The sequence below is a fragment of the Brucella cytisi genome (assembly GCF_038433355.1).
In the GTDB taxonomy this organism is placed as follows: domain Bacteria; phylum Pseudomonadota; class Alphaproteobacteria; order Rhizobiales; family Rhizobiaceae; genus Brucella; species Brucella cytisi.
This window is the reverse complement of the sequence record NZ_JBCAUP010000020.1, coordinates 46,223-65,435: the sequence shown is the minus strand read 5'-3', so window position 1 is coordinate 65,435 and position 19,213 is coordinate 46,223. Positions and strand designations below refer to the sequence as shown.

The window sequence follows — 19,213 nt, the reverse complement described above, 5'->3', positions numbered from 1 at the left end:
CAAGGACAAAGAGGTCCCAGAAGACATGAAAATCGGCATCATCAATACAAAGATCCGGACGGTCTTTTCGGCTTTCGCGTGTATGATTGCCGCAAGCCTTGTCTGCACCATGCCGGCGCGCGCCGTCGTGGAAATCAACATCAACAAGGGTGTGATCGAGCCGTTGCCGATCGCCATCACCGATTTCCTTTCGGCTGATCAGCTCGGACCGAATATCACGTCGGTCATCGCGGCCGATCTTGAGCGGTCTGGTCTTTTTGCACCGATCGACAAGGGCGCCTTCATCGAGAAGATCTCCAATCCGGACGCGGCTCCGCGTTTCGAGGACTGGAAGGTCATCAATGCGCAGGCGCTTGTCACGGGCCGCATCACCAAACAGCCGGATGGCCGTCTCAAGGCTGAGTTCCGCCTGTGGGATACGTTTGGTGGCCAGCAGATGATCGGCCAGCAGTTCTTCACCACGCCGGACAACTGGCGCCGCGTCGCCCATATCATCGCTGACGCCATCTATGAGCGCCTGACCGGTGAAAAGGGCTACTTCGATACGCGTGTTGTTTTCGTCGATGAATCCGGCCCGGCACAGAAGCGTGTGAAGCGTCTTGCCATCATGGATCAGGACGGCGCCAATGTGCGTTACATTTCCGACGGTCGCGCCATTTCGCTGACGCCGCGTTTCTCGCCGAACCGTCAGGAAGTCACCTATATGTCGTTCGAAGGCGGTTCGCCGAAGGTGTATCTGCTGCAGCTCGAAACCGGCCAGCGTGAACTCGTCGGCAATTTCCCCGGCATGACCATTGCTCCGCGTTTCTCGCCCGATGGCCAGAAGGTTGTGATGAGCCTGCTTCAGGACGACGGCAGTGCCAATATCTATACGATGGACCTGCGCAATCGTTCGACCACGCGCCTGACCAACAGCCAGGCGATCGATACGAGCGCGTCCTATTCACCGGACGGATCGCAGATCGTTTTCTCCTCCGACCGTGGTGGACGTCCGCAGCTCTATGTCATGGGTGCTGATGGCTCCAATCCGCGCCGTATCTCGGCCGGTGACGGCAGCTATTCCACGCCGGTTTGGTCTCCGCGCGGTGATCTCATCGCCTTCACCAAGCAGTCGCAGGGCCAGTTCTCCATTGGTGTGATGAAAACTGACGGTTCGGGCGAACGCCTGCTGACCTCGGGCTTCCACAATGAAGGCCCGACCTGGGCTCCCAACGGTCGCGTGCTGATGTTCTTCCGCAAGGCGGCGGGTGCAGGCGGTCCGAAGCTCTTCACCATTGACCTGACCGGTCGCAACGAGCGCCAGATCCAGACGCCGAACTTTGCATCCGATCCGGCCTGGTCGCCGCTACTCGAATAGCGGATTCGCGGATAGTTATGGAAAGTGAAGGCGCGAAACTCCGGTTTCGCGCCTTTTTCATGGATAGAACGGTTCCGGTTCAACCGGAAACGGGAAACCGTTCTATCTCCTTGTTTTATCGCATTATCCTCACGCAAAACTGCTTCGCACTTTTGCAGGAAATGCTCAAATTGCCACAATCATTGCCAGGAAGCCGTGTTTCTGCCGTATTTTGCCCCCAAGGGCTAACACCAGAACTGCTGCCGGAAATCGCCGGTTGCATCTGGCCGCAAGAAAATATTAACCATACTTCTTGAGCCTGTCTTAACCTCAATATGATTATTGGATTGTTACGCAGGAACATCAAATCTTAAGGAGCTCCGGCCCATGCGCCGTATCCAGTCGATTGCACGTAGCCCGATCGCTATTGCCCTTTTCATGTCGCTCGCCGTTGCCGGTTGTGCGTCCAAGAAGAACCTTCCGAACAATGCCGGTGATCTGGGTCTCGGTGCAGGCGCTGCAACGCCGGGTTCCTCGCAGGACTTCACGGTCAATGTCGGCGACCGCATCTTCTTCGATCTCGATTCTTCGCTGATCCGCGCCGATGCACAGCAGACGCTTTCCAAGCAGGCCCAGTGGCTGCAGCGTTATCCGCAGTACTCGATCACGGTCGAAGGCCATGCCGACGAACGCGGTACGCGTGAATATAACCTTGCTCTCGGCCAGCGCCGTGCAGCTGCTACCCGAGACTTCCTCGCTTCGCGTGGCGTCCCGACCAACCGTATGCGCACCATCTCCTACGGTAACGAACGTCCGGTCGCAGTTTGCGATGCCGACTCGTGCTGGTCGCAGAACCGTCGCGCCGTCACCGTTCTCAACGGTGCAGGCAGCTAATCTGCGGGCACCTGACAGTGTTACGGAAAAGCGGCTTTCGAGCCGCTTTTTTCGTTTTTGACCGCCTGTTTGGTCGTTTCGACAAACTTTGGCCGAAGTCGCACTTGTCATAGTGAACGTCAAAAGGCCTTCGCTTTTCGCATTATCCGACGCAAAACCGCTTCGCACTTTTGCGGGAAATGCTCTAAAAGCGGAGCTGATCGTGCGGTAATCATGTTCAGCGTCTGTTCAGGCGCGGCACTCGATCATCGTGTTCGCCCCGAGTTGGATGGGTGAATCGGATGGATGAATTAGCAGGGGCAAAAGGGAATGAGGAAACCAATGAGGAAAGTGACGCTGGCAATTGCCATGCTGCCGCTTTTGGTGAGTGCTCCGGTTCTGGCGGCATCTGTTTCTTCGCAAGGGGGGATTCAGCTCGCGCAGGCAGGTGCTCCCGGCGGCGATCAGTTTTCGCAGCAGGTCTGCAATCTGGCACATCAAAACGCCCAGTCCTATACGCGCATCTTGCAGCTTCGCGACAAGATGCTGAAAATTCAGCGCGACAACGAAGCGCGTTTTCAGGCCTTGGAGAAGGGGCGTGGCGGCGCCCAGAAACATGTCAGCATCGGTTCGACGGCAATTCTCGATGACGCCATGCGTGATAATGGTAGCAGCGGCGGTCAGGGCGGCGGCTATCAAAGCCCCGGCCTGCAGCAGGAACTGGTGCGCAACCTGACCGGAAAGGTCGAGGACGTGGATGCTCAGATTTCTTTCACCGACAATCAGCTGCAAAAGACGCAGGAAGACAATGAATTCCGGTTTGAAGAACTGGAAAAGAAGAACGGCGTAACCTCGCCTGCTTCCAGTGGTGCAGCTCAAGCGGCTTCTGCGGCAGCATCGCCGGGCGCCGATCTCTGCGCGCAGGGCATGGGCAACCCCGCTGCGATAGCAGATGCGCTGGGTGCGCGTGCGGAAGCCATGAACTTCCAAATCCTCGAAATGCAGGACCAGATGCAGAAGATGCAGGAAGCAAACGAAGGCCGCTTCCAGTTTCTGGAAACCGGCAAGCGCGCCGATGCGGAAGTGCAGCAGGCTGGCGGCGACACGTCGCTCGCCGATGCCGGTTCCAGCCAAGGGACCAGTCAGGGCAATAACGGAAACCTCGATGGCGGGGTTTCCGGAAGCGCCCCGCAGAACGGTGGATACAACACTTCTTCGCAGACTGCGGCCAACCAGTCTTCTGGCGCCGATTCCATGGCTATTGGTTCAAACGCACCCGCGCAGGGTGGACCGGAACGTGGCGAGCCGCCGCAGTCGCTGGGTTCCATCCGGTTCGACGCCAATGGCAATGTAATCGGCGAAACGCTTGATGCCACACCGCGCACGGCACAGCCGGGTGCGACACCCGGCGCCACGTCGGGAGGAAATGCTGCAGGCGATACGGTCGCATCCCTTCCAACGGACGATAATCCCAGTTCGCTCTATCAGGCTTCCTATCAGTATCTGATGTCGGGCGATTACAAGGCAGCCGAAACCGGCTTCCGCGAGCATGTGAAGCGTTATCCGGCTGATCCCAATACGGCGGAAGCACGCTTCTGGCTCGGAGAATCGCTTTACGGTCAGGGCCGATATCCAGAAGCGGCGACGGTATTTATTGATACGCAGCGCGATTATCCCGATTCGAAGCGCGCGCCGGAAAACATGTTCAAGCTCGGCATGACGCTTGAAAAGATGGACAATCGCGATGTCGCCTGCGCCACCTTCGCGCAGATTCCAGACCGTTACCCCAAGGCAGCGCCTGCGATATTGAAGCGCGTTGCCGATGAGCGCAGCCGCGCAAAGTGCTGATTGCGGAGTTATTTCGTGGGGCTTAGCCCAAGCAATATTTCCAAATTATTCGAGCCATTCGGATTTGAGCAGGCCAAGGCCGTCATAGCCGCCGTTTCGGGCGGCAGCGATTCTCTCGGCCTGCTTTTCCTCCTCCGGGATTATATGGCCATGCTCCAGAACCCACCCCGGCTGATTGCTGTGACGGTGGACCATCAACTGCGCGCCGAATCGAAGGCCGAAGCCGAAAATGTCGGGCTGCTTTGCCGGCAATACGGGATTGAACACCGCATTCTCGTCTGGGACGAGGCCAAGCCCACAAGCGGGCTTGCCGCTGCTGCGCGGACGGCGCGCTATCGGTTGCTGGTGCAGGCCGCGCGGGATGTTGGCGGAGCCTTCATTGTCACCGGCCATACGCAGGACGACCAGATCGAGACCTTTCTGATGCGCAAGGAGCGTAGCGCCCACGCCGAGGCGCGCGGGCTTGCGGCCATGTCGTCGCGCTCGTTGCTGGACGGTCTTGGGCTCGAAGGCTCGGTTGAACTTGATCGTCCTCTGCTTTTCGTTTCCCGGCAGACACTGCGCGATGAATTGCGGGGCAGGGGGATCAATTGGGTGGATGATCCCAGCAATGCCAACATCGAATATGAACGGCCAAGAATTCGTCTGGGCATTGCTGCCGAGGCTGACAGACAGGTAGTTCTCGATCAGATTGCCGGGGCTGGAGCGGCGCGTGAGCGGGACAATGCCGCCTTGATTGCTGCGCTGGGCGATCCGGCGAGCTTGCGTGTAGATGCTGCCGGGACCCTGCTTGTCGATCCGCAGCTTTACGCCGTGCTTCCTGACAATGTGAGACGTCTCTTCGCAGGATTGCTTGCGGCCATCGCTGGCGGACGCCGTTTTCTGCCGGGCGATAGCGAGCGGTCGCGCATTGAACGGGTTCTGTCCGGAGATGATGACACTCATCGCCTGACCGTATTCGGCGCCCTCATCGAGCGCGGCGACAGTGGCTCACCGCATCGGTTTCTTCGTGAAAAACGCAATCTGCCAAAGCTCCATCTGAAGCCGGGCAAGCCAATTGTCTGGGACGGGCGATTCCGTTTCTTGAACCAAAGCGCAACGGGTTTTGATCTTGCGGCACCGGGAAGGCAGGAACTTACGGACTTCCTGAAGTCGCAGAATATCGAGATCGAATCTCGAAAACGTGAGGCATTGCTGGTTTCACCTGCTCTTTATAGGGAAGGCAGGCTGTTCGCCTTGCTGTTTCTGCAGGATGGAGAATTTCAGCAAGACATTCATATCGAACGGCATTTTGCGATCTTCGATCACGTGTTGCCGGGGCATGATTTCGATCTTGCAAGGGCCGTGGAAGCCCGCATCGGACGTATCTGCGCGGAAATGTCCTAATTTTTGTAAACCAGAGTGAGAAGAATCGAGGATGCGGGGTCGAACGCGCCTTGGCAAGGCCATCCTTCGATCCTATGTTAGACCGAAACATCGTTCCGTGCCCGCGGAATGGCCGTGGTATCGATTGGACCCGATATGAATCCGAACTATCGCAACTTCGCCCTTTGGGCGATCATTGCTCTTCTTTTGATCGCGCTGTTCAACCTGTTCCAAAGCCCAGGTCAGCGCTCCAATTCCCGTGAAGTTTCCTATTCGCAGTTTATTGACGACGTTTCCAACGGTCGCGTGAAATCGGTCACGATTACCGGCCAGCGGATCAGCGGTACGTTTGCTGATAATGGCTCGACCTTCCAGACCTATTCGCCGGGCGATACGGGTCTTGTTTCGCGCCTTGAAAGCAAGGATGTCGCGATTACTGCGCGCCCTGAAACCGACGGTTCCAGCTCGCTGATCGGCATTCTCCTGTCGTGGCTTCCGATGATCCTGATCCTCGGCGTATGGATTTTCTTCATGCGCCAGATGCAGGGTGGCTCGCGCGGTGCGATGGGCTTCGGCAAGTCCAAGGCCAAGCTTCTGACGGAAGCGCATGGCCGCGTGACTTTCCAGGATGTGGCTGGCGTTGACGAAGCCAAGCAGGACCTCGAAGAAATCGTCGAATTCCTGCGCGATCCTCAGAAGTTCCAGCGTCTCGGCGGCAAGATTCCGCGCGGTGTGCTGCTCGTAGGCCCTCCCGGTACTGGTAAGACGCTTCTGGCGCGCTCTGTTGCAGGCGAAGCCAATGTGCCGTTCTTCACCATTTCCGGCTCGGACTTCGTTGAAATGTTCGTCGGTGTTGGCGCAAGCCGTGTCCGCGACATGTTCGAACAGGCCAAGAAGAATGCGCCTTGCATCATCTTCATCGACGAAATCGATGCCGTCGGTCGTCATCGCGGCGCTGGTCTCGGCGGCGGTAATGATGAACGCGAACAGACGCTCAACCAGCTTCTGGTCGAGATGGACGGCTTTGAAGCCAACGAATCGATCATCCTGATCGCGGCGACCAACCGCCCCGACGTTCTCGATCCCGCGCTCTTGCGTCCGGGCCGTTTCGACCGTCAGGTTGTGGTGCCGAACCCGGATATCGTCGGTCGCGAACAGATTCTCAAAGTGCATGTGCGCAATGTGCCGCTTGCACCCAATGTCGATCTCAAGGTTGTCGCACGCGGCACGCCGGGCTTTTCCGGTGCTGATCTCGCCAACCTCGTCAACGAAGCTGCCCTCATGGCCGCGCGCCGCAACAAGCGCCTTGTGACCATGCAGGAATTCGAAGACGCCAAGGACAAGATCATGATGGGTGCGGAACGCCGCTCCGCCATGACGCAGGAAGAAAAGGCCAATACAGCCTATCATGAAGCCGGTCATGCCATCGTTGCGATCAACGTGCCGAAGGCTGATCCGGTCCACAAGGCAACGATCATTCCGCGCGGTCGTGCGCTCGGCATGGTGATGCAGCTTCCGGAAGGCGACCGTTATTCGGCCACCTATACCTGGATGGTATCGCGTCTTGCCATCATGATGGGCGGTCGTGTGGCCGAAGAGCTGAAGTTCGGCAAGGAAAACATCACTTCCGGTGCTTCCTCCGATATTCAGCAGGCCACCAAGCTTGCCCGCTCGATGGTGACCCAGTGGGGCTATTCCGACAAGCTTGGCCGTGTGGCCTATGGCGACAATCAGGAAGAAGTCTTCCTTGGCCATTCGGTGTCCCGTACGCAGAATATTTCGGAAGAAACCGCGCAGATCATCGACGCCGAAGTGCGCCGTCTGATCGACGAGGCCTATGCCGAGGCGACCCGCATCCTGACCAAGAAGAAGAAGGACTGGATCGCGCTTGCCGAGGGTCTGCTCGAATATGAAACGCTGTCCGGCGACGAGATCAAGGAACTGATTGCGGGCAACAAGCCGTCGCGCGATCAGGGCAACGATACGCCGTCGCGTGGTTCGGGTGTGCCGAAGGCTGGAAGCCCGCGCAAGCGCAAGGGCAGCGAGCCTGGCAACGAACCGGGTATGGAGCCGCAGCCGCAGTAAGCTGCCTGAAAGCGAAATCAAGAAAGCCGGGCTTGTCCCGGCTTTCTTGTTATCTGGCTTTGTTTGGGCTTACCGCAAAGGCTCATTAAGGATTTCGGCGCATCATATTGCGTCAGATTACGACTTAGGACGTGGGAACGTTAAACCTGCCGCAAAAGGCGAAATTGCATTTGTGGGTGTTTTCGCGTTAAGAACAGCGAAAATCTGCTGTCGGGCAACGGGCAGCCATTGCTCGCTGATCAATTCAGGCGGCATATATTTGAAGACACAGAGAGCGGTTCATGGCTCAGCGCAAGGCGAAACAGATGACACGGAAATATTTTGGAACCGATGGCATTCGCGGACAGGCAAACAGCTTCCCGATGACGCCGGAAGTTGCCATGAAAGTCGGTATGGCTGTCGGTCACATCTTCCGCCGCAAGGGCCAGACTTCGCGCGTTGTGATCGGCAAGGATACGCGCCGTTCGGGCTATATGCTTGAAAACGCGCTGGTGGCCGGTTTTACCGCTGCCGGTATGGATGTTTTCCTGCTTGGCCCGATCCCGACGCCTGCCGTTGCAATGCTCTGCCGCTCGCTGCGTGCCGATATCGGCGTCATGATTTCCGCATCGCACAATCCATTCTATGACAATGGCATCAAGCTTTTTGGTCCGGATGGTTTCAAGCTTTCTGACGAGATCGAGCTGAAGATCGAGGCGATGATCGATGGTGATCTGACCCCTTATCTGGCCAGCCACGGTGATGTCGGACGCGCCAAGCGCGTCGACGGCGACATCTATCGCTATATCGAATTCGCGAAGCGTACACTACCGCGCAATATCGACCTGAACGGCCTGCGCATTGTTGTCGATTGTGCCAATGGCGCTGGTTACAAGGTTGCCCCTGCTGCCCTGTGGGAGCTGGGTGCGGAAGTCATCACCATCAACAACGAGCCAAACGGCATTAACATCAACGAGGATTGCGGTTCGACGCATCCCATCGGCCTGATGAAGAAGGTTCACGAAGTGCGCGCCGATGTCGGCATTGCGCTGGACGGCGATGCGGACCGTGTGCTGTTGGTCGATGAAAACGGCACCGTCATCGATGGCGACCAGCTGATGGCCGTGATCGCTGAAAGCTGGGCTGCAAGCGATCGTCTCGAAGGCGGCGGCATCGTGGCGACCGTCATGTCCAACCTTGGACTGGAGCGCTTCCTTGCCGATCGCCATCTGACGCTGGCCCGCACCAAGGTGGGCGACCGCTATGTGGTCGAACATATGCGCGAACATGGCTTCAATGTCGGTGGCGAGCAGTCCGGCCATATTGTTCTGTCCGATTATGCGACGACGGGCGATGGTCTCATTTCGGCATTGCAGATCCTTGCTGTCGCGCAGGAGCAGGGCAAGGCGATCAGCGAAATCTGCCGCAAGTTTGATCCTGTGCCGCAGCTTTTGAAGAACGTTCGTACCTCGGGCGGCAAGCCGCTGGAGAACAAGCGCGTGAAGAGCGCAATTGACGAAGCTACCGAGCGTCTTGGCGTTCAGGGCCGTCTGGTTATCCGCCCATCCGGCACGGAGCCACTTATCCGCGTCATGGCAGAAGGTGATGATCGTGGTCTGGTGGAAAAGGTCGTCAACGATATCATCGACGTGATCTCGTCCGAGGGCAGCGCTGCGGCCTGATGCCTTTAAAGATAATGCGAGCAAAGGCGCGGGTTTTGTCCCGCGCCTTTTGCGTTTGGAATGCATTTTGTACATTAGCGAGTGTTAATGAACTTGGTAAAAAAACAAGGTTAAGTTGTATTTAACTTTTGCCGAATAGTCTCCCCTCAAACATCCGTACCCGTCGCTTTCAGCGGCGTGATTCTCCGATGGGGCAGACATATGAAAAGTTTTACGAAAGCTCTTTTTGCCGGTGTGGCGGCATCGGTTGCCCTGATGGCTGCAGCGCCCGTCGCACTTGCTGCGGACATACTGGAGCCAGTTCCTGAAGTTCCGGAAGTCGTTGTCGCTCCGCCCGCCGTTGGTGGCTGGTATCTGCGCGGCGATATCGGTTACTCCAAGGCCAAGTTCAAGGATGCCGACTACGCGACCATCGATAATTGCGCGACCTGCGGCGGCGGCTCGCCGACCTTCGGCAGCAACACGCTTTATGGCGATCTCAAGGGGTCGTTCCTCGTGGGCGGCGGTGTCGGTTATCAGGTGACGGATTATTTCCGTACCGATCTGACGGTCGACTACATGACCCGCGCCAAGTTTGATGGCCACACTTATGGTTCGGCCTGTAACGGTGACATCAACTGCGCTTCCGACGAGCGCGGTCGCTTCTCGGCTCTCTCCATTCTGGCCAATGCCTATGTCGATCTCGGCAATTTTGCCGGCTTCACGCCTTATGTCGGCGCTGGCATTGGTGGCACGCGGGTGAAGTGGGACGATCTGGACGATGTTCGCTATGGCGGCACGCAGGAAGGCGCTGCCAACTGGCGCTTTACCTACGCGCTCATGGCCGGTGCGTCGGTCGATCTCACACAAAACCTCAAGCTCGATGCGGGCTATCGCTATCGCCATATCAATGGCGGCAAGATGTTTGAAGGCAATCAGTGGATCGGTGATGGATACGACAACGGTATGAATGTGCATGATGTGCGCGTTGGCTTGCGCTATATGTTCGGCGATGCAGGCCCGGACTATGCTCCGCAGCAGGTTTCGACCATCGTAGACGGTCCCGTTTACAAGTAATTGCAAATCGCGCGGTAAAAATAAGGCCCGGTCATCCGGGCCTTATTTGTTTAGAAGTACAGTAAACATATCCCTATATTTATGTGATCTTAACCATGTTCATTCATACATGATGATACATTCATAAGCGGGGATATCATCATGTCTATGCAATGGCGTGCTTTCTGTTCGTTGGCTGCTTTGCTGGCCGGATTATACGTCGCATCGCAGTCTTTTGCCGCCGATCTCGATATGATCAGCTACGAACCGGGCGCTCCGGTGCAGCAGCCGGTCGAGGTCGGGTCCGGTTGGTATCTGCGCGGCGATATCGGCTACAATCTCTCCTCCAAGGTCAAGGTTCAGACAGAGACATCTTTCTGGAGCGCATCGCAAAGCTATGATCTGGACAAGAATATCGTGCCGTCCGTCGGTGTCGGTTATCAGTTCACGGATAATCTGCGCGGCGACGTGACGCTCGGCTATTCCAAGCAGAGCTTCGACGACCTGGACGTCGATGTTCGTAGCTGGGACATGATGGCCAACGCCTATGTCGATCTCGGCAATTATTACGGCTTCACACCTTATCTCGGTGCAGGCCTTGGCTTTGCCAATGTGCGCTATTCCATTGATACGGCCTATGGTAACTACAAGACCGACGATGATTATCGTCTCGCCTGGGCGCTGATGGCGGGTGTGGGCATCGACGTGGCATCCAACATCAAGCTTGATATCGGCTATCGTTATGGGGTCATCGAGGGTGCTGATATTGCTAGTGCTGCAGGCCTCACGCTCAGCGACAAGGATATTCAGTCCCATCAGCTGCGCGCCGGCGTGCGCTTCACGACCTGGTAATACCAAGTCTCATTGAGTTTGACTCATCAAGGCTTGGTTAAGCCTGCGCGGCAATTGAGCATTTTCAGGGCGTGATGCGTTAGCATCTTAGCGCCCTGCTATAATTGCAACGGGTCTTTCGGCCCGCTTTGCAGTCTATTGTTTTAGTTGTGTCGAATTTTTCGTTTTCATATGCGACCCGAATCCTTACAGGTGAAAGAACGCGTCGAGCGCGTTTCCTGAAAAGGGGAGGGTTATGAAAGCAATTGCAGCATTTTCAGATTTCGTAGGCCGGACTTTTGCCATCTGGGTCATTGTCTTTGCCATTCTCGGCTTTGTTCTGCCGTCTACGTTCAGCGTATTTGCGCCATGGATCGTGGTTCTGCTCGGCATCATCATGTTCGGGATGGGTCTGACCATTTCCGGCAAGGATTTTGCGGAAGTCGCCAAACGACCTTTCGAGGTCGCCATCGGTGTGCTGGCCCAGTTCATCATCATGCCGCTTCTCGCCGTGTTGCTGACGCGTATCATCCCGATGTCACCGGAAGTGGCTGCGGGCGTTATTCTGGTCGGTTGCTGCCCCGGTGGAACGGCCAGCAACGTCATGACCTATCTGTCGAAGGGCGACGTGGCACTAAGCGTGGCCTGCACGAGCGTCACGACCTTGCTGGCGCCTCTCGTGACGCCTTTTCTGGTCTGGTTCTTCGCCAGCCAATATCTGCCGGTCGATGCGATGAGCATGTTCATCAGCATCGTGAAGGTGATTCTCCTGCCTCTGGCGCTGGGTTTCATCCTGCAAAAGCTGGTGCCGGGTTTGGTCAAGGCGGCTGTGCCCATGTTGCCGCTCGTGTCAGTCATCGGCATTGTGCTCATCGTTTCCGCCGTCGTGGCTGTCAACAAGGCCGCTATCGCCCAGTCTGGCCTGCTGATCTTCGCGGTTGTCGTTCTGCATAACAGCTTCGGTCTGGTTCTAGGCTATTTCTCAGCGCGTTTCGCGGGTCTGTCGCTTGCCAAGCGCAAGGCGATCAGCATCGAGGTCGGGATGCAGAACAGTGGCCTTGGCGCGGCGCTCGCCAATGCGCATTTCTCGCCGCTGGCGGCTGTGCCGAGCGCCGTTTTCAGTGTCTGGCACAATATCTCCGGTGCGCTGATTGCGAGCTATTATGCGCGCATGGAAGAAGAGCCGTCTGAAACGAAGACAGCGACCCGATAACGAAATTCTACCCGCCCGAAGCAATTCGGGCGGGTTGGGTAAAAATATTCCCAGAAAGGCGTATTGATGAAAAATGCGCTTTCAGCTATCCCAGTAAGTGGGCCACGTCTCCCCAACGAGACGCGTGCTATCTGAGAGGATAGAAACAACATGACGACGATTGCGAAGCCGGCAGTTCGCCCGGCTAATCCTAATTTTTCATCCGGTCCCTGTGCAAAACGTCCCGGCTGGTCGCTGAATGCGCTGGTCGATGCGGCGCTTGGCCGTTCGCACCGTGCGAAAATCGGCAAGACAAAGCTCAAAGAGGCCATTGATCTTACCCGCGAAGTGCTGCAGGTGCCTGCCGATTACCGTATCGGTATCGTGCCTGCTTCCGACACCGGCGCTGTCGAGATGGCGCTGTGGTCCATGCTCGGCGCACGCGGCGTCGATATGGTCGCGTGGGAAAGCTTCGGTTCGGGCTGGGTCACGGATGTGACCAAACAGCTCAAGCTCGAAGATGTTCGCACCTTCGACGCGCCTTATGGTGAGATTGTCGATTTTTCGCAGGTCGATTTCGACCGCGATGTGGTCTTCACCTGGAACGGCACCACGTCCGGTGCGCGCGTCCCGAATGGCGATTTCATTCCGGCAGACCGCAAGGGCCTGACCTTCTGCGATGCAACATCTGCCGCTTTCGCGCAACGCCTCGATTTTCCGAAACTCGACGTCGTAACCTTCTCCTGGCAGAAGGTTCTGGGCGGTGAGGGTGCACACGGCATCCTGATCCTCAGCCCGCGTGCTGTCGAACGTCTGGAAAGCTACAAGCCTGCTTGGCCGTTGCCGAAGATTTTCCGCATGACCAAGGGCGGCAAGCTGATCGAAGGCATCTTCGTCGGCGAAACCATCAACACGCCGTCCATGCTCTGTGTGGAAGACTATCTCGATGCGCTGAAATGGGCGAAATCGCTCGGCGGTCTCGATGCGCTGGTTGCGCGTGCCGATGCGAATTTTGCAGTTCTCGACGGCTTTGTCGCAAATACGCCGTGGATTGCCAATCTGGCGGTGAAGCCGGAAACCCGCTCGAACACCTCCGTCTGCCTTACGATTATTGATCCGGAAGTGACGGCCCTGTCTGCCGACGAGCAGGCCGCTTTCGCCAAGGGCATCGTCACTGCGCTCGACAAGGAAGGCGTTGCCTATGACATCGGCGCCTATCGCGATGCACCTTCGGGTCTGCGCATCTGGGCCGGTGCCACGGTGGAAACTTCCGATCTGGAAGCGCTGACGCATTGGCTGGATTGGGCTTTTGCAACGCAGAAGGCTGCGCTGAAAGCTGCTGCCTGAGCATTTCGTGCATGACGCCGTGGTCCGCGTTGGGGCGGCCACGGTCCGCATCCCCCATTATTCATAGCCTTTCCTGAAGCAGATCGGTCTGTGTTTACAGGAAATGTTTGGTCTGAAAATGTTTGAAGGAGGCCTCCATGGCACCTCGCGTTCTCGTATCCGATAAGCTTTCGCCCACTGCCGTCCAGATTTTCAAGGATCGCGGCGTGGAAGTCGATTACCTGCCTGATCTCGGCAAGGACAAGGACAAGCTTCTCGAAGTCATCGGCGATTATGACGGGCTGGCGATCCGTTCGGCCACCAAGGTCACGGAAAAGCTGATTGCAGCTGCCAAGAAACTCAAGGTCGTCGGTCGCGCCGGTATCGGCGTGGACAATGTCGATATTCCGGCGGCTTCGCGCCGCGGTATCATCGTCATGAACACGCCGTTCGGCAATTCGATCACCACTGCCGAACATGCCATTGCGCTGATGTTCGCCGTGGCGCGGCAATTGCCGGAAGCCGACACATCCACCCGCGCAGGCAAGTGGGAAAAGAACCGCTTCATGGGCGTGGAAATCACCGGCAAGACGCTGGGTGTCGTCGGTTGCGGCAATATCGGTTCGATTGTCGCGACCCGGGCCATCGGCCTGAAGATGCATGTGGTGGCTTTCGATCCGTTCCTGTCCGAATCTCGTGCGCAGGAACTGGGCGTTGAAAAGGTTGAGCTTGACGAACTGCTTGCCCGCGCCGATTTCATCACGCTGCACACGCCATTGACCGACAAGACCCGCAATATCATCAATGCGGAAAACCTTGCCAAGACAAAGCCGGGTGTGCGTATCGTCAATTGCGCCCGCGGTGGCCTGATCGTGGAAAAGGATCTGGTGGCAGCGCTGAAATCCGGCCATGTGGCCGGTGCCGGTATAGACGTTTACGAAACGGAACCGGCGACGGAAAACGAACTTTTCTCGCTGCCCAATGTCGTCTGCACGCCGCATCTCGGTGCATCGACCTCGGAAGCGCAGGAAAATGTTGCGCTTCAGGTGGCCGAACAGATGTCGGACTATCTCGTGAAGGGCGCCGTTTCCAACGCGATCAACATGCCGTCGATCACGGCGGAAGAAGCGCCGCGCCTCAAGCCGTTCGTAAAACTTGCCGATGTGCTTGGCGCTTTCGTCGGTCAGGTCACGGATGAGCCGATCCAGGAAGTCGAAGTGCTGTTCGATGGTTCCACCGCCACGATGAACACGCGCGCATTGCTGAGTGCGGCTCTGGCCGGTCTCATCCGTCCGCAGGTAGCCGACGTCAACATGGTTTCCGCACCGATCATGGTGAAGGAACGCGGCATCATCGTTTCGGAAGTCAAGCGCGACAAGTCCGGTATCTTCGACGGCTATATCAAGCTGACGGTGAAGACCACCTTGCGTGAACGCTCCATCGCCGGAACCTGCTTCTCGGACGGTAAGGCGCGTTTCATCCAGATTAAGGGAATCAATCTCGATGCCGAGGTCGGCCCGCACATGCTTTACGTCACCAACAAGGACGTTCCGGGCATGATCGGCCTGCTTGGCACGATCTGCGGCAAGCACAATATCAACATCGCAAACTTCTCGCTCGGACGTGACCATCCGGGTGGCGATGCGATCGCCATGCTCTATGTGGATGAACAGATTCCACAGGCAGCACTTGACGAACTGACGGCTCAAGAGGCAATCAAGGCGGCAACACCGCTTGAGTTCAACGTCGGAGAAGTTTGAGAAAATGGTTGAAGAGATGGTACAGCCGGAATGGCGGCGCATGCACGAGCAGGATATTGCGGGCGTGACTGCGGTTGCTAATGTTGTCCATCTCGACTTCTTTGAAGATGAGGCGGTCTTCCGGGACCGCTTCAAACTCTATCCGGCGGGCTGCTTCGTGCTCGCCCGTGATACTGAAATCCTTGGTTATGGCATCAGCCATCCGTGGAAGCTCGATACGGTTCCGGCTCTCAACGCCGTTCTGGGCGAACTGCCGGATGATACCAACACCTACTATATCCACGATATCGCGCTGCTGCCTGATGCCCGTTCCAGCGGTGCTGCCACACGTGTCGTGGAACTGATGGCCACGCAAGCCGAACGCGACGGCTTCGTTACCATGTCTCTCGTTGCAGTCAACGGCTCGCAAGGCTTCTGGGAAAAGAAGGGCTTTGTCGTCCGCGATCTTCCGGCGCTTGAGGAAAAGCTCAAGAGCTATTCGGATGATGCACTCTATATGGTCCGCGCCGGCTAGGTCGCGGATATTCCGTTTCTGGCGGTCTGCAAATGGCGTGATTTTTCGCTTCCGGTGCTCATGTACATCTCCTGGACGCATAGTCTTGTCCGAAAAATCTGCAACTTTTCGGGACTATGCTTGAATGTACATTCCGCTCCGGGTCTCAAATCCCGCCATTTTCGCCACGCAATAAACGGAATCTCAAGCGACCTAAGCGCCCTCCGTTTCCGACGGCTGTTCAAAAATAGCAAATTCTTGCACGAAAGAGTCGCGCAATCCCGTTTCAATCTGTATAGAGACGAGGGATCAGCACCCTGTAGCCTCAACTGGCGATGACCGGGCCGCTTCGATCCTTGGATTTTCAAATAGAAGCCAAGGAGTTTCTTCAATGGCAAATGTGGTTGTCGTCGGATCGCAATGGGGCGATGAGGGCAAGGGTAAGATCGTTGACTGGCTGTCCGAACGCGCCGATGTCATCGTGCGCTACCAAGGTGGTCATAACGCAGGTCATACGCTTGTTATCGACGGCGTCAGCTACAAGCTTTCGCTGCTGCCATCCGGCCTCGTGCGCGGCAAGCTGAGCGTCATTGGCAACGGTGTCGTTGTCGATCCGCATCATTTCGTTGCTGAAACCGAGAAGCTGCGCGCACAGGGTATCGACATCAACCCGGATGTGCTGCGTATTGCTGAAAACGCTCCGCTCATCCTTTCCATCCATCGCGATCTCGACGCCATGCGCGAAGGCTCCAATTCGGGTCTCAAGATCGGCACGACCAAGCGCGGCATTGGCCCAGCCTACGAAGACAAGGTCGGCCGTCGCGCCATCCGCGTGATCGATCTGGCCGAGCCGGAAACGCTGCAGCCAAAGGTCGAACGTCTGCTGGCGCACCACAATCTGCTGCGTCGCGGCATGGGGCTTGAGGAAATTGCGGTCGAAACCATTTTGACCGAACTGACCTCAGTTGCCGATCAGATTCTGCCCTATATCGATCAGGTCTGGCGCGTTCTCGACGAACGTCGCAAGGCGGGCGACCGTATCCTGTTCGAAGGCGCGCAGGGCGCACTGCTCGACAACGACCACGGCACGTATCCGTTCGTGACGTCCTCCAACACGGTTGCCGGTCAGGCTGCCGCCGGTTCGGGCCTCGGCCCGACGGCCATCGGTTATGTGCTTGGCATCACCAAGGCCTATACGACCCGCGTTGGCGAAGGTCCGTTCCCGACCGAGCTGAACGATGAGATCGGCGAATTCCTCGGCACCAAGGGCCATGAATTCGGCGTGGTAACGGGTCGCAAGCGCCGCTGCGGCTGGTTCGATGCCGTCATCGTGCGTCAGACGGTTCGTACTTCCGGTATCACCGGCATTGCGCTCACCAAGCTCGATGTTCTCGATGGTCTGGACGAAATCAAGATCTGCGTCGCCTATGAACTCGACGGCAAGCGCATCGACTATCTGCCGTCCTCCATGGGCGCGCAGGCGCGCGTCAAGCCGATCTATGAAACGCTGCCGGGCTGGTCCGAAACGACCGCCGGTGCGCGTTCGTGGAATGATCTTCCGGCGCAGGCTGTCAAATACGTCCGTCACATCGAAGAACTGATCGGCGCGCCGGTGGCGATGCTCTCCACCAGCCCGGAACGCGAGGACACGATCCTCGTCACTGATCCGTTCCACGACTGATTGTTTGCAGTCAATGAGCGATATGTTCGGAGCAGCTTTTCCGGAAGCTGCTCCGATTTTGTTTCGACCGTTGTACAAAGAACGCAATGGGCCGTACAAAGCTTCGCATCAGGGTGAATTTTGCCACTATTTCACCGCATCATTTTGAAAGTCTTCGCTAAATCGTAGCCAGAGACTTTGCTTTCCCTTGATTATTGTGATTATTGGGACATTTATTGCATCCTGTGCTTATTGTTCATCTGGACGGGCGGAAACCGGGTAAGACGGAATGGCGGATTTTGTAGCGGTACTGAAAAAGACGATCGATGCGCAGGCGGACAAATCGCCCGAATTGCGCCAGCGCGTTTACGCGAAAGCGCGCGCAACGATCGAGCAAAAGCTTGTTACGGCAAATGCCTCGCAGGCTGTAGCTGTCCGCCAGCGCAATATTCTCGAAGATGCCATTGCCGAGGTTGAAGCCTTTTATGCGCCGCCAGCCGCCGTACCGGAAGAGCCGGTCGAGGATGCGCTGGAAGATTTCCTGCAGGAGGCGAATCAGGACGCAGCAGAGCGCGCGCAGTCGCATGAAGATGATGACGAACCCGCATTCTCCAGTGCACCGCGCGATGGGCGTCGCGACAATTTCTCCAGTGAAGATGATGACGCACCGGCCTTTGCAGCCGAGCGCAGCGACGACTGGAAACTGGACCGCGCCAAGGAAAAGGCGCAGGCCCGCCGCAGCGAATATATCGAACGCACCTCCAAGAAGGAGCAGCGTTCCTATAAGGGGCTGATTGCAGCTCTGGTCGCCGTTCTGGTTCTCGGCGGTGCTGGCTATGCGGTCTGGGTCAACAAGGACAAGATTCAGGAACTGGCGTCGAGCCTTGGACGCAGCGATGCGCCTGTGACCGGTTCCGATACCGGGACGCATCCCGAAGATTCGACGACTCCGCCAGCCGACACCAACACGGCGACAACGGGTGGCGAGCAGACACCGGAACAGCCGCAGCAGCCTGCAGGCGAACCGAAAATGACGCAGCGGCTGATGCCGGATGGCAGCGAAACCGATAGTGGATCTGCCGGTGCTGCAAACGGAATCGGCGAGGGTACGTCGACCGCTGCTTCCACGCCTGCGCCCGCTGAAACGAATACGCAGAACGGAGCGCAGCCCGGACAGAACCAGACCGTTGCCGTCGGCCAGCAGGCGCTTCTTTATGAAGAACGCGGTGGCGCCGGTTCGGATTCGGTCGAGCGTGGCAATGTGGTCTGGTCGACGATCGAGGAAAGCCCGGAAGACGGTCAACCCGCTGAACCGGCAGTCCGCGCGACCGTTACAATGCCGACCAGCAAGGTCGAGCTGAAGATGACCATCCGCAAGAATACGGATCAGTCTATCCCGGCGAGCCATCTGATCGAGCTGGTATTCACCGTGCCAGAAGGGTTTACCGGTGGCGTCGTGGACAATGTACAGCGCATTACCTTCAAGGACACGGAACAGGCGGCAGGCAATCCGCTGATCGCCGTGCCGTCGAAGATCGGCGATAACTTCTTTATCGTGTGGCTGAACGACGCCCGCACGGCGCAGGACACCAATCTTTCACTGATGCGCCGCCTGCAGTGGATCGATATTCCGATCTCCTATCGCAACGGTCGCCGCGCCCTTATCAGCCTTGAAAAGGGCGTGCCGGGCGAGAAGGCGTTCAACGACGTGCTCGGCACGAACTAGTCTTACATATCGAAACAGAAAA

15 protein-coding genes are annotated in these 19,213 nt (G+C 57.3%); all 15 read left to right on the top strand.

Features of this window, described 5'->3' with window-relative positions:
* Window positions 1-25: 25 nt before the first annotated feature.
* The 15 genes from tolB (at window position 26) to AAE521_RS18405 (ending at window position 19,191) form a co-directional block, all read left to right on the top strand.
* Window positions 26-1,357, top strand: coding sequence for a Tol-Pal system beta propeller repeat protein TolB (tolB, locus tag AAE521_RS18475; protein WP_010661373.1), 1,332 nt, complete (start codon window positions 26-28; stop codon window positions 1,355-1,357).
* 17 nt (window positions 1,358-1,374) lie between these two features.
* Entirely contained in the window at window positions 1,375-1,653 is a 279-nt protein-coding gene (locus tag AAE521_RS18470; RefSeq protein ID WP_071633513.1) for a hypothetical protein, read from the top strand.
* Window positions 1,654-1,723: 70 nt separating this feature from the next.
* A complete protein-coding gene (gene pal, locus AAE521_RS18465; protein WP_010661371.1) occupies window positions 1,724-2,230 on the top strand; it encodes a peptidoglycan-associated lipoprotein Pal in 507 nt (168 codons plus the stop codon).
* Window positions 2,231-2,539: 309 nt separating this feature from the next.
* Entirely contained in the window at window positions 2,540-4,057 is a 1,518-nt protein-coding gene (gene ybgF / locus AAE521_RS18460; RefSeq protein ID WP_071633512.1) for a tol-pal system protein YbgF, read from the top strand.
* Window positions 4,058-4,072: 15 nt separating this feature from the next.
* Window positions 4,073-5,443, top strand: coding sequence for a tRNA lysidine(34) synthetase TilS (tilS, locus tag AAE521_RS18455; protein WP_342062109.1), 1,371 nt, complete (start codon window positions 4,073-4,075; stop codon window positions 5,441-5,443).
* A 135-nt stretch (window positions 5,444-5,578) separates the two neighbouring features.
* The gene (gene ftsH, locus AAE521_RS18450; protein WP_071633510.1) at window positions 5,579-7,507 is read left to right on the top strand and encodes an ATP-dependent zinc metalloprotease FtsH; all 1,929 of its coding nucleotides are present in this window, start codon (window positions 5,579-5,581) and stop codon (window positions 7,505-7,507) included.
* Between the two features lie 305 nt (window positions 7,508-7,812).
* The gene (gene glmM, locus AAE521_RS18445; RefSeq protein ID WP_342062115.1) at window positions 7,813-9,168 is read left to right on the top strand and encodes a phosphoglucosamine mutase; all 1,356 of its coding nucleotides are present in this window, start codon (window positions 7,813-7,815) and stop codon (window positions 9,166-9,168) included.
* A gap of 201 nt (window positions 9,169-9,369) precedes the next feature.
* Window positions 9,370-10,224, top strand: coding sequence for an outer membrane protein (locus AAE521_RS18440; protein WP_342062108.1), 855 nt, complete (start codon window positions 9,370-9,372; stop codon window positions 10,222-10,224).
* 141 nt (window positions 10,225-10,365) lie between these two features.
* Entirely contained in the window at window positions 10,366-11,055 is a 690-nt protein-coding gene (locus AAE521_RS18435; protein ID WP_071633508.1) for an outer membrane protein, read from the top strand.
* A 235-nt stretch (window positions 11,056-11,290) separates the two neighbouring features.
* Window positions 11,291-12,247, top strand: a complete 957-nt coding sequence (locus AAE521_RS18430; RefSeq protein WP_342062107.1) for a bile acid:sodium symporter family protein — start codon at window positions 11,291-11,293, stop codon at window positions 12,245-12,247.
* Window positions 12,248-12,397: 150 nt separating this feature from the next.
* Window positions 12,398-13,573, top strand: a complete 1,176-nt coding sequence (locus tag AAE521_RS18425) for a phosphoserine transaminase (RefSeq protein WP_029929557.1) — start codon at window positions 12,398-12,400, stop codon at window positions 13,571-13,573.
* A gap of 137 nt (window positions 13,574-13,710) precedes the next feature.
* Complete coding sequence (gene serA, locus AAE521_RS18420) at window positions 13,711-15,312, top strand: phosphoglycerate dehydrogenase (RefSeq protein WP_029929559.1); 1,602 nt, start codon at window positions 13,711-13,713, stop codon at window positions 15,310-15,312.
* Between the two features lie 4 nt (window positions 15,313-15,316).
* Window positions 15,317-15,826, top strand: a complete 510-nt coding sequence (locus tag AAE521_RS18415; protein ID WP_010661361.1) for a GNAT family N-acetyltransferase — start codon at window positions 15,317-15,319, stop codon at window positions 15,824-15,826.
* Window positions 15,827-16,196: 370 nt separating this feature from the next.
* Window positions 16,197-17,486, top strand: coding sequence for an adenylosuccinate synthase (locus AAE521_RS18410; RefSeq protein ID WP_010661360.1), 1,290 nt, complete (start codon window positions 16,197-16,199; stop codon window positions 17,484-17,486).
* Between the two features lie 268 nt (window positions 17,487-17,754).
* Window positions 17,755-19,191, top strand: coding sequence for a transcriptional regulator (locus tag AAE521_RS18405; RefSeq protein WP_342062106.1), 1,437 nt, complete (start codon window positions 17,755-17,757; stop codon window positions 19,189-19,191).
* Window positions 19,192-19,213 lie beyond the last annotated feature (22 nt).

Bases quoted from the DNA above. Each gene is read 5' to 3' on its own strand.
- tolB (WP_010661373.1), top strand. From the start codon at position 26: ATGAAAATCGGCATCATCAATACAAAGATCCGGACGGTCTTTTCGGCT.
- AAE521_RS18415 (WP_010661361.1), top strand. From the start codon at position 15,317: ATGGTTGAAGAGATGGTACAGCCGGAATGGCGGCGCATGCACGAGCAG.
- AAE521_RS18435 (WP_071633508.1), top strand. From the start codon at position 10,366: ATGTCTATGCAATGGCGTGCTTTCTGTTCGTTGGCTGCTTTGCTGGCC.
- serA (WP_029929559.1), top strand. From the start codon at position 13,711: ATGGCACCTCGCGTTCTCGTATCCGATAAGCTTTCGCCCACTGCCGTC.
- AAE521_RS18405 (WP_342062106.1), top strand. From the start codon at position 17,755: ATGGCGGATTTTGTAGCGGTACTGAAAAAGACGATCGATGCGCAGGCG.
- AAE521_RS18430 (WP_342062107.1), top strand. From the start codon at position 11,291: ATGAAAGCAATTGCAGCATTTTCAGATTTCGTAGGCCGGACTTTTGCC.
- ftsH (WP_071633510.1), top strand. From the start codon at position 5,579: ATGAATCCGAACTATCGCAACTTCGCCCTTTGGGCGATCATTGCTCTT.
- ybgF (WP_071633512.1), top strand. From the start codon at position 2,540: ATGAGGAAACCAATGAGGAAAGTGACGCTGGCAATTGCCATGCTGCCG.
- glmM (WP_342062115.1), top strand. From the start codon at position 7,813: ATGACACGGAAATATTTTGGAACCGATGGCATTCGCGGACAGGCAAAC.
- AAE521_RS18440 (WP_342062108.1), top strand. From the start codon at position 9,370: ATGAAAAGTTTTACGAAAGCTCTTTTTGCCGGTGTGGCGGCATCGGTT.
- AAE521_RS18425 (WP_029929557.1), top strand. From the start codon at position 12,398: ATGACGACGATTGCGAAGCCGGCAGTTCGCCCGGCTAATCCTAATTTT.
- AAE521_RS18470 (WP_071633513.1), top strand. From the start codon at position 1,375: ATGGAAAGTGAAGGCGCGAAACTCCGGTTTCGCGCCTTTTTCATGGAT.
- pal (WP_010661371.1), top strand. From the start codon at position 1,724: ATGCGCCGTATCCAGTCGATTGCACGTAGCCCGATCGCTATTGCCCTT.
- AAE521_RS18410 (WP_010661360.1), top strand. From the start codon at position 16,197: ATGGCAAATGTGGTTGTCGTCGGATCGCAATGGGGCGATGAGGGCAAG.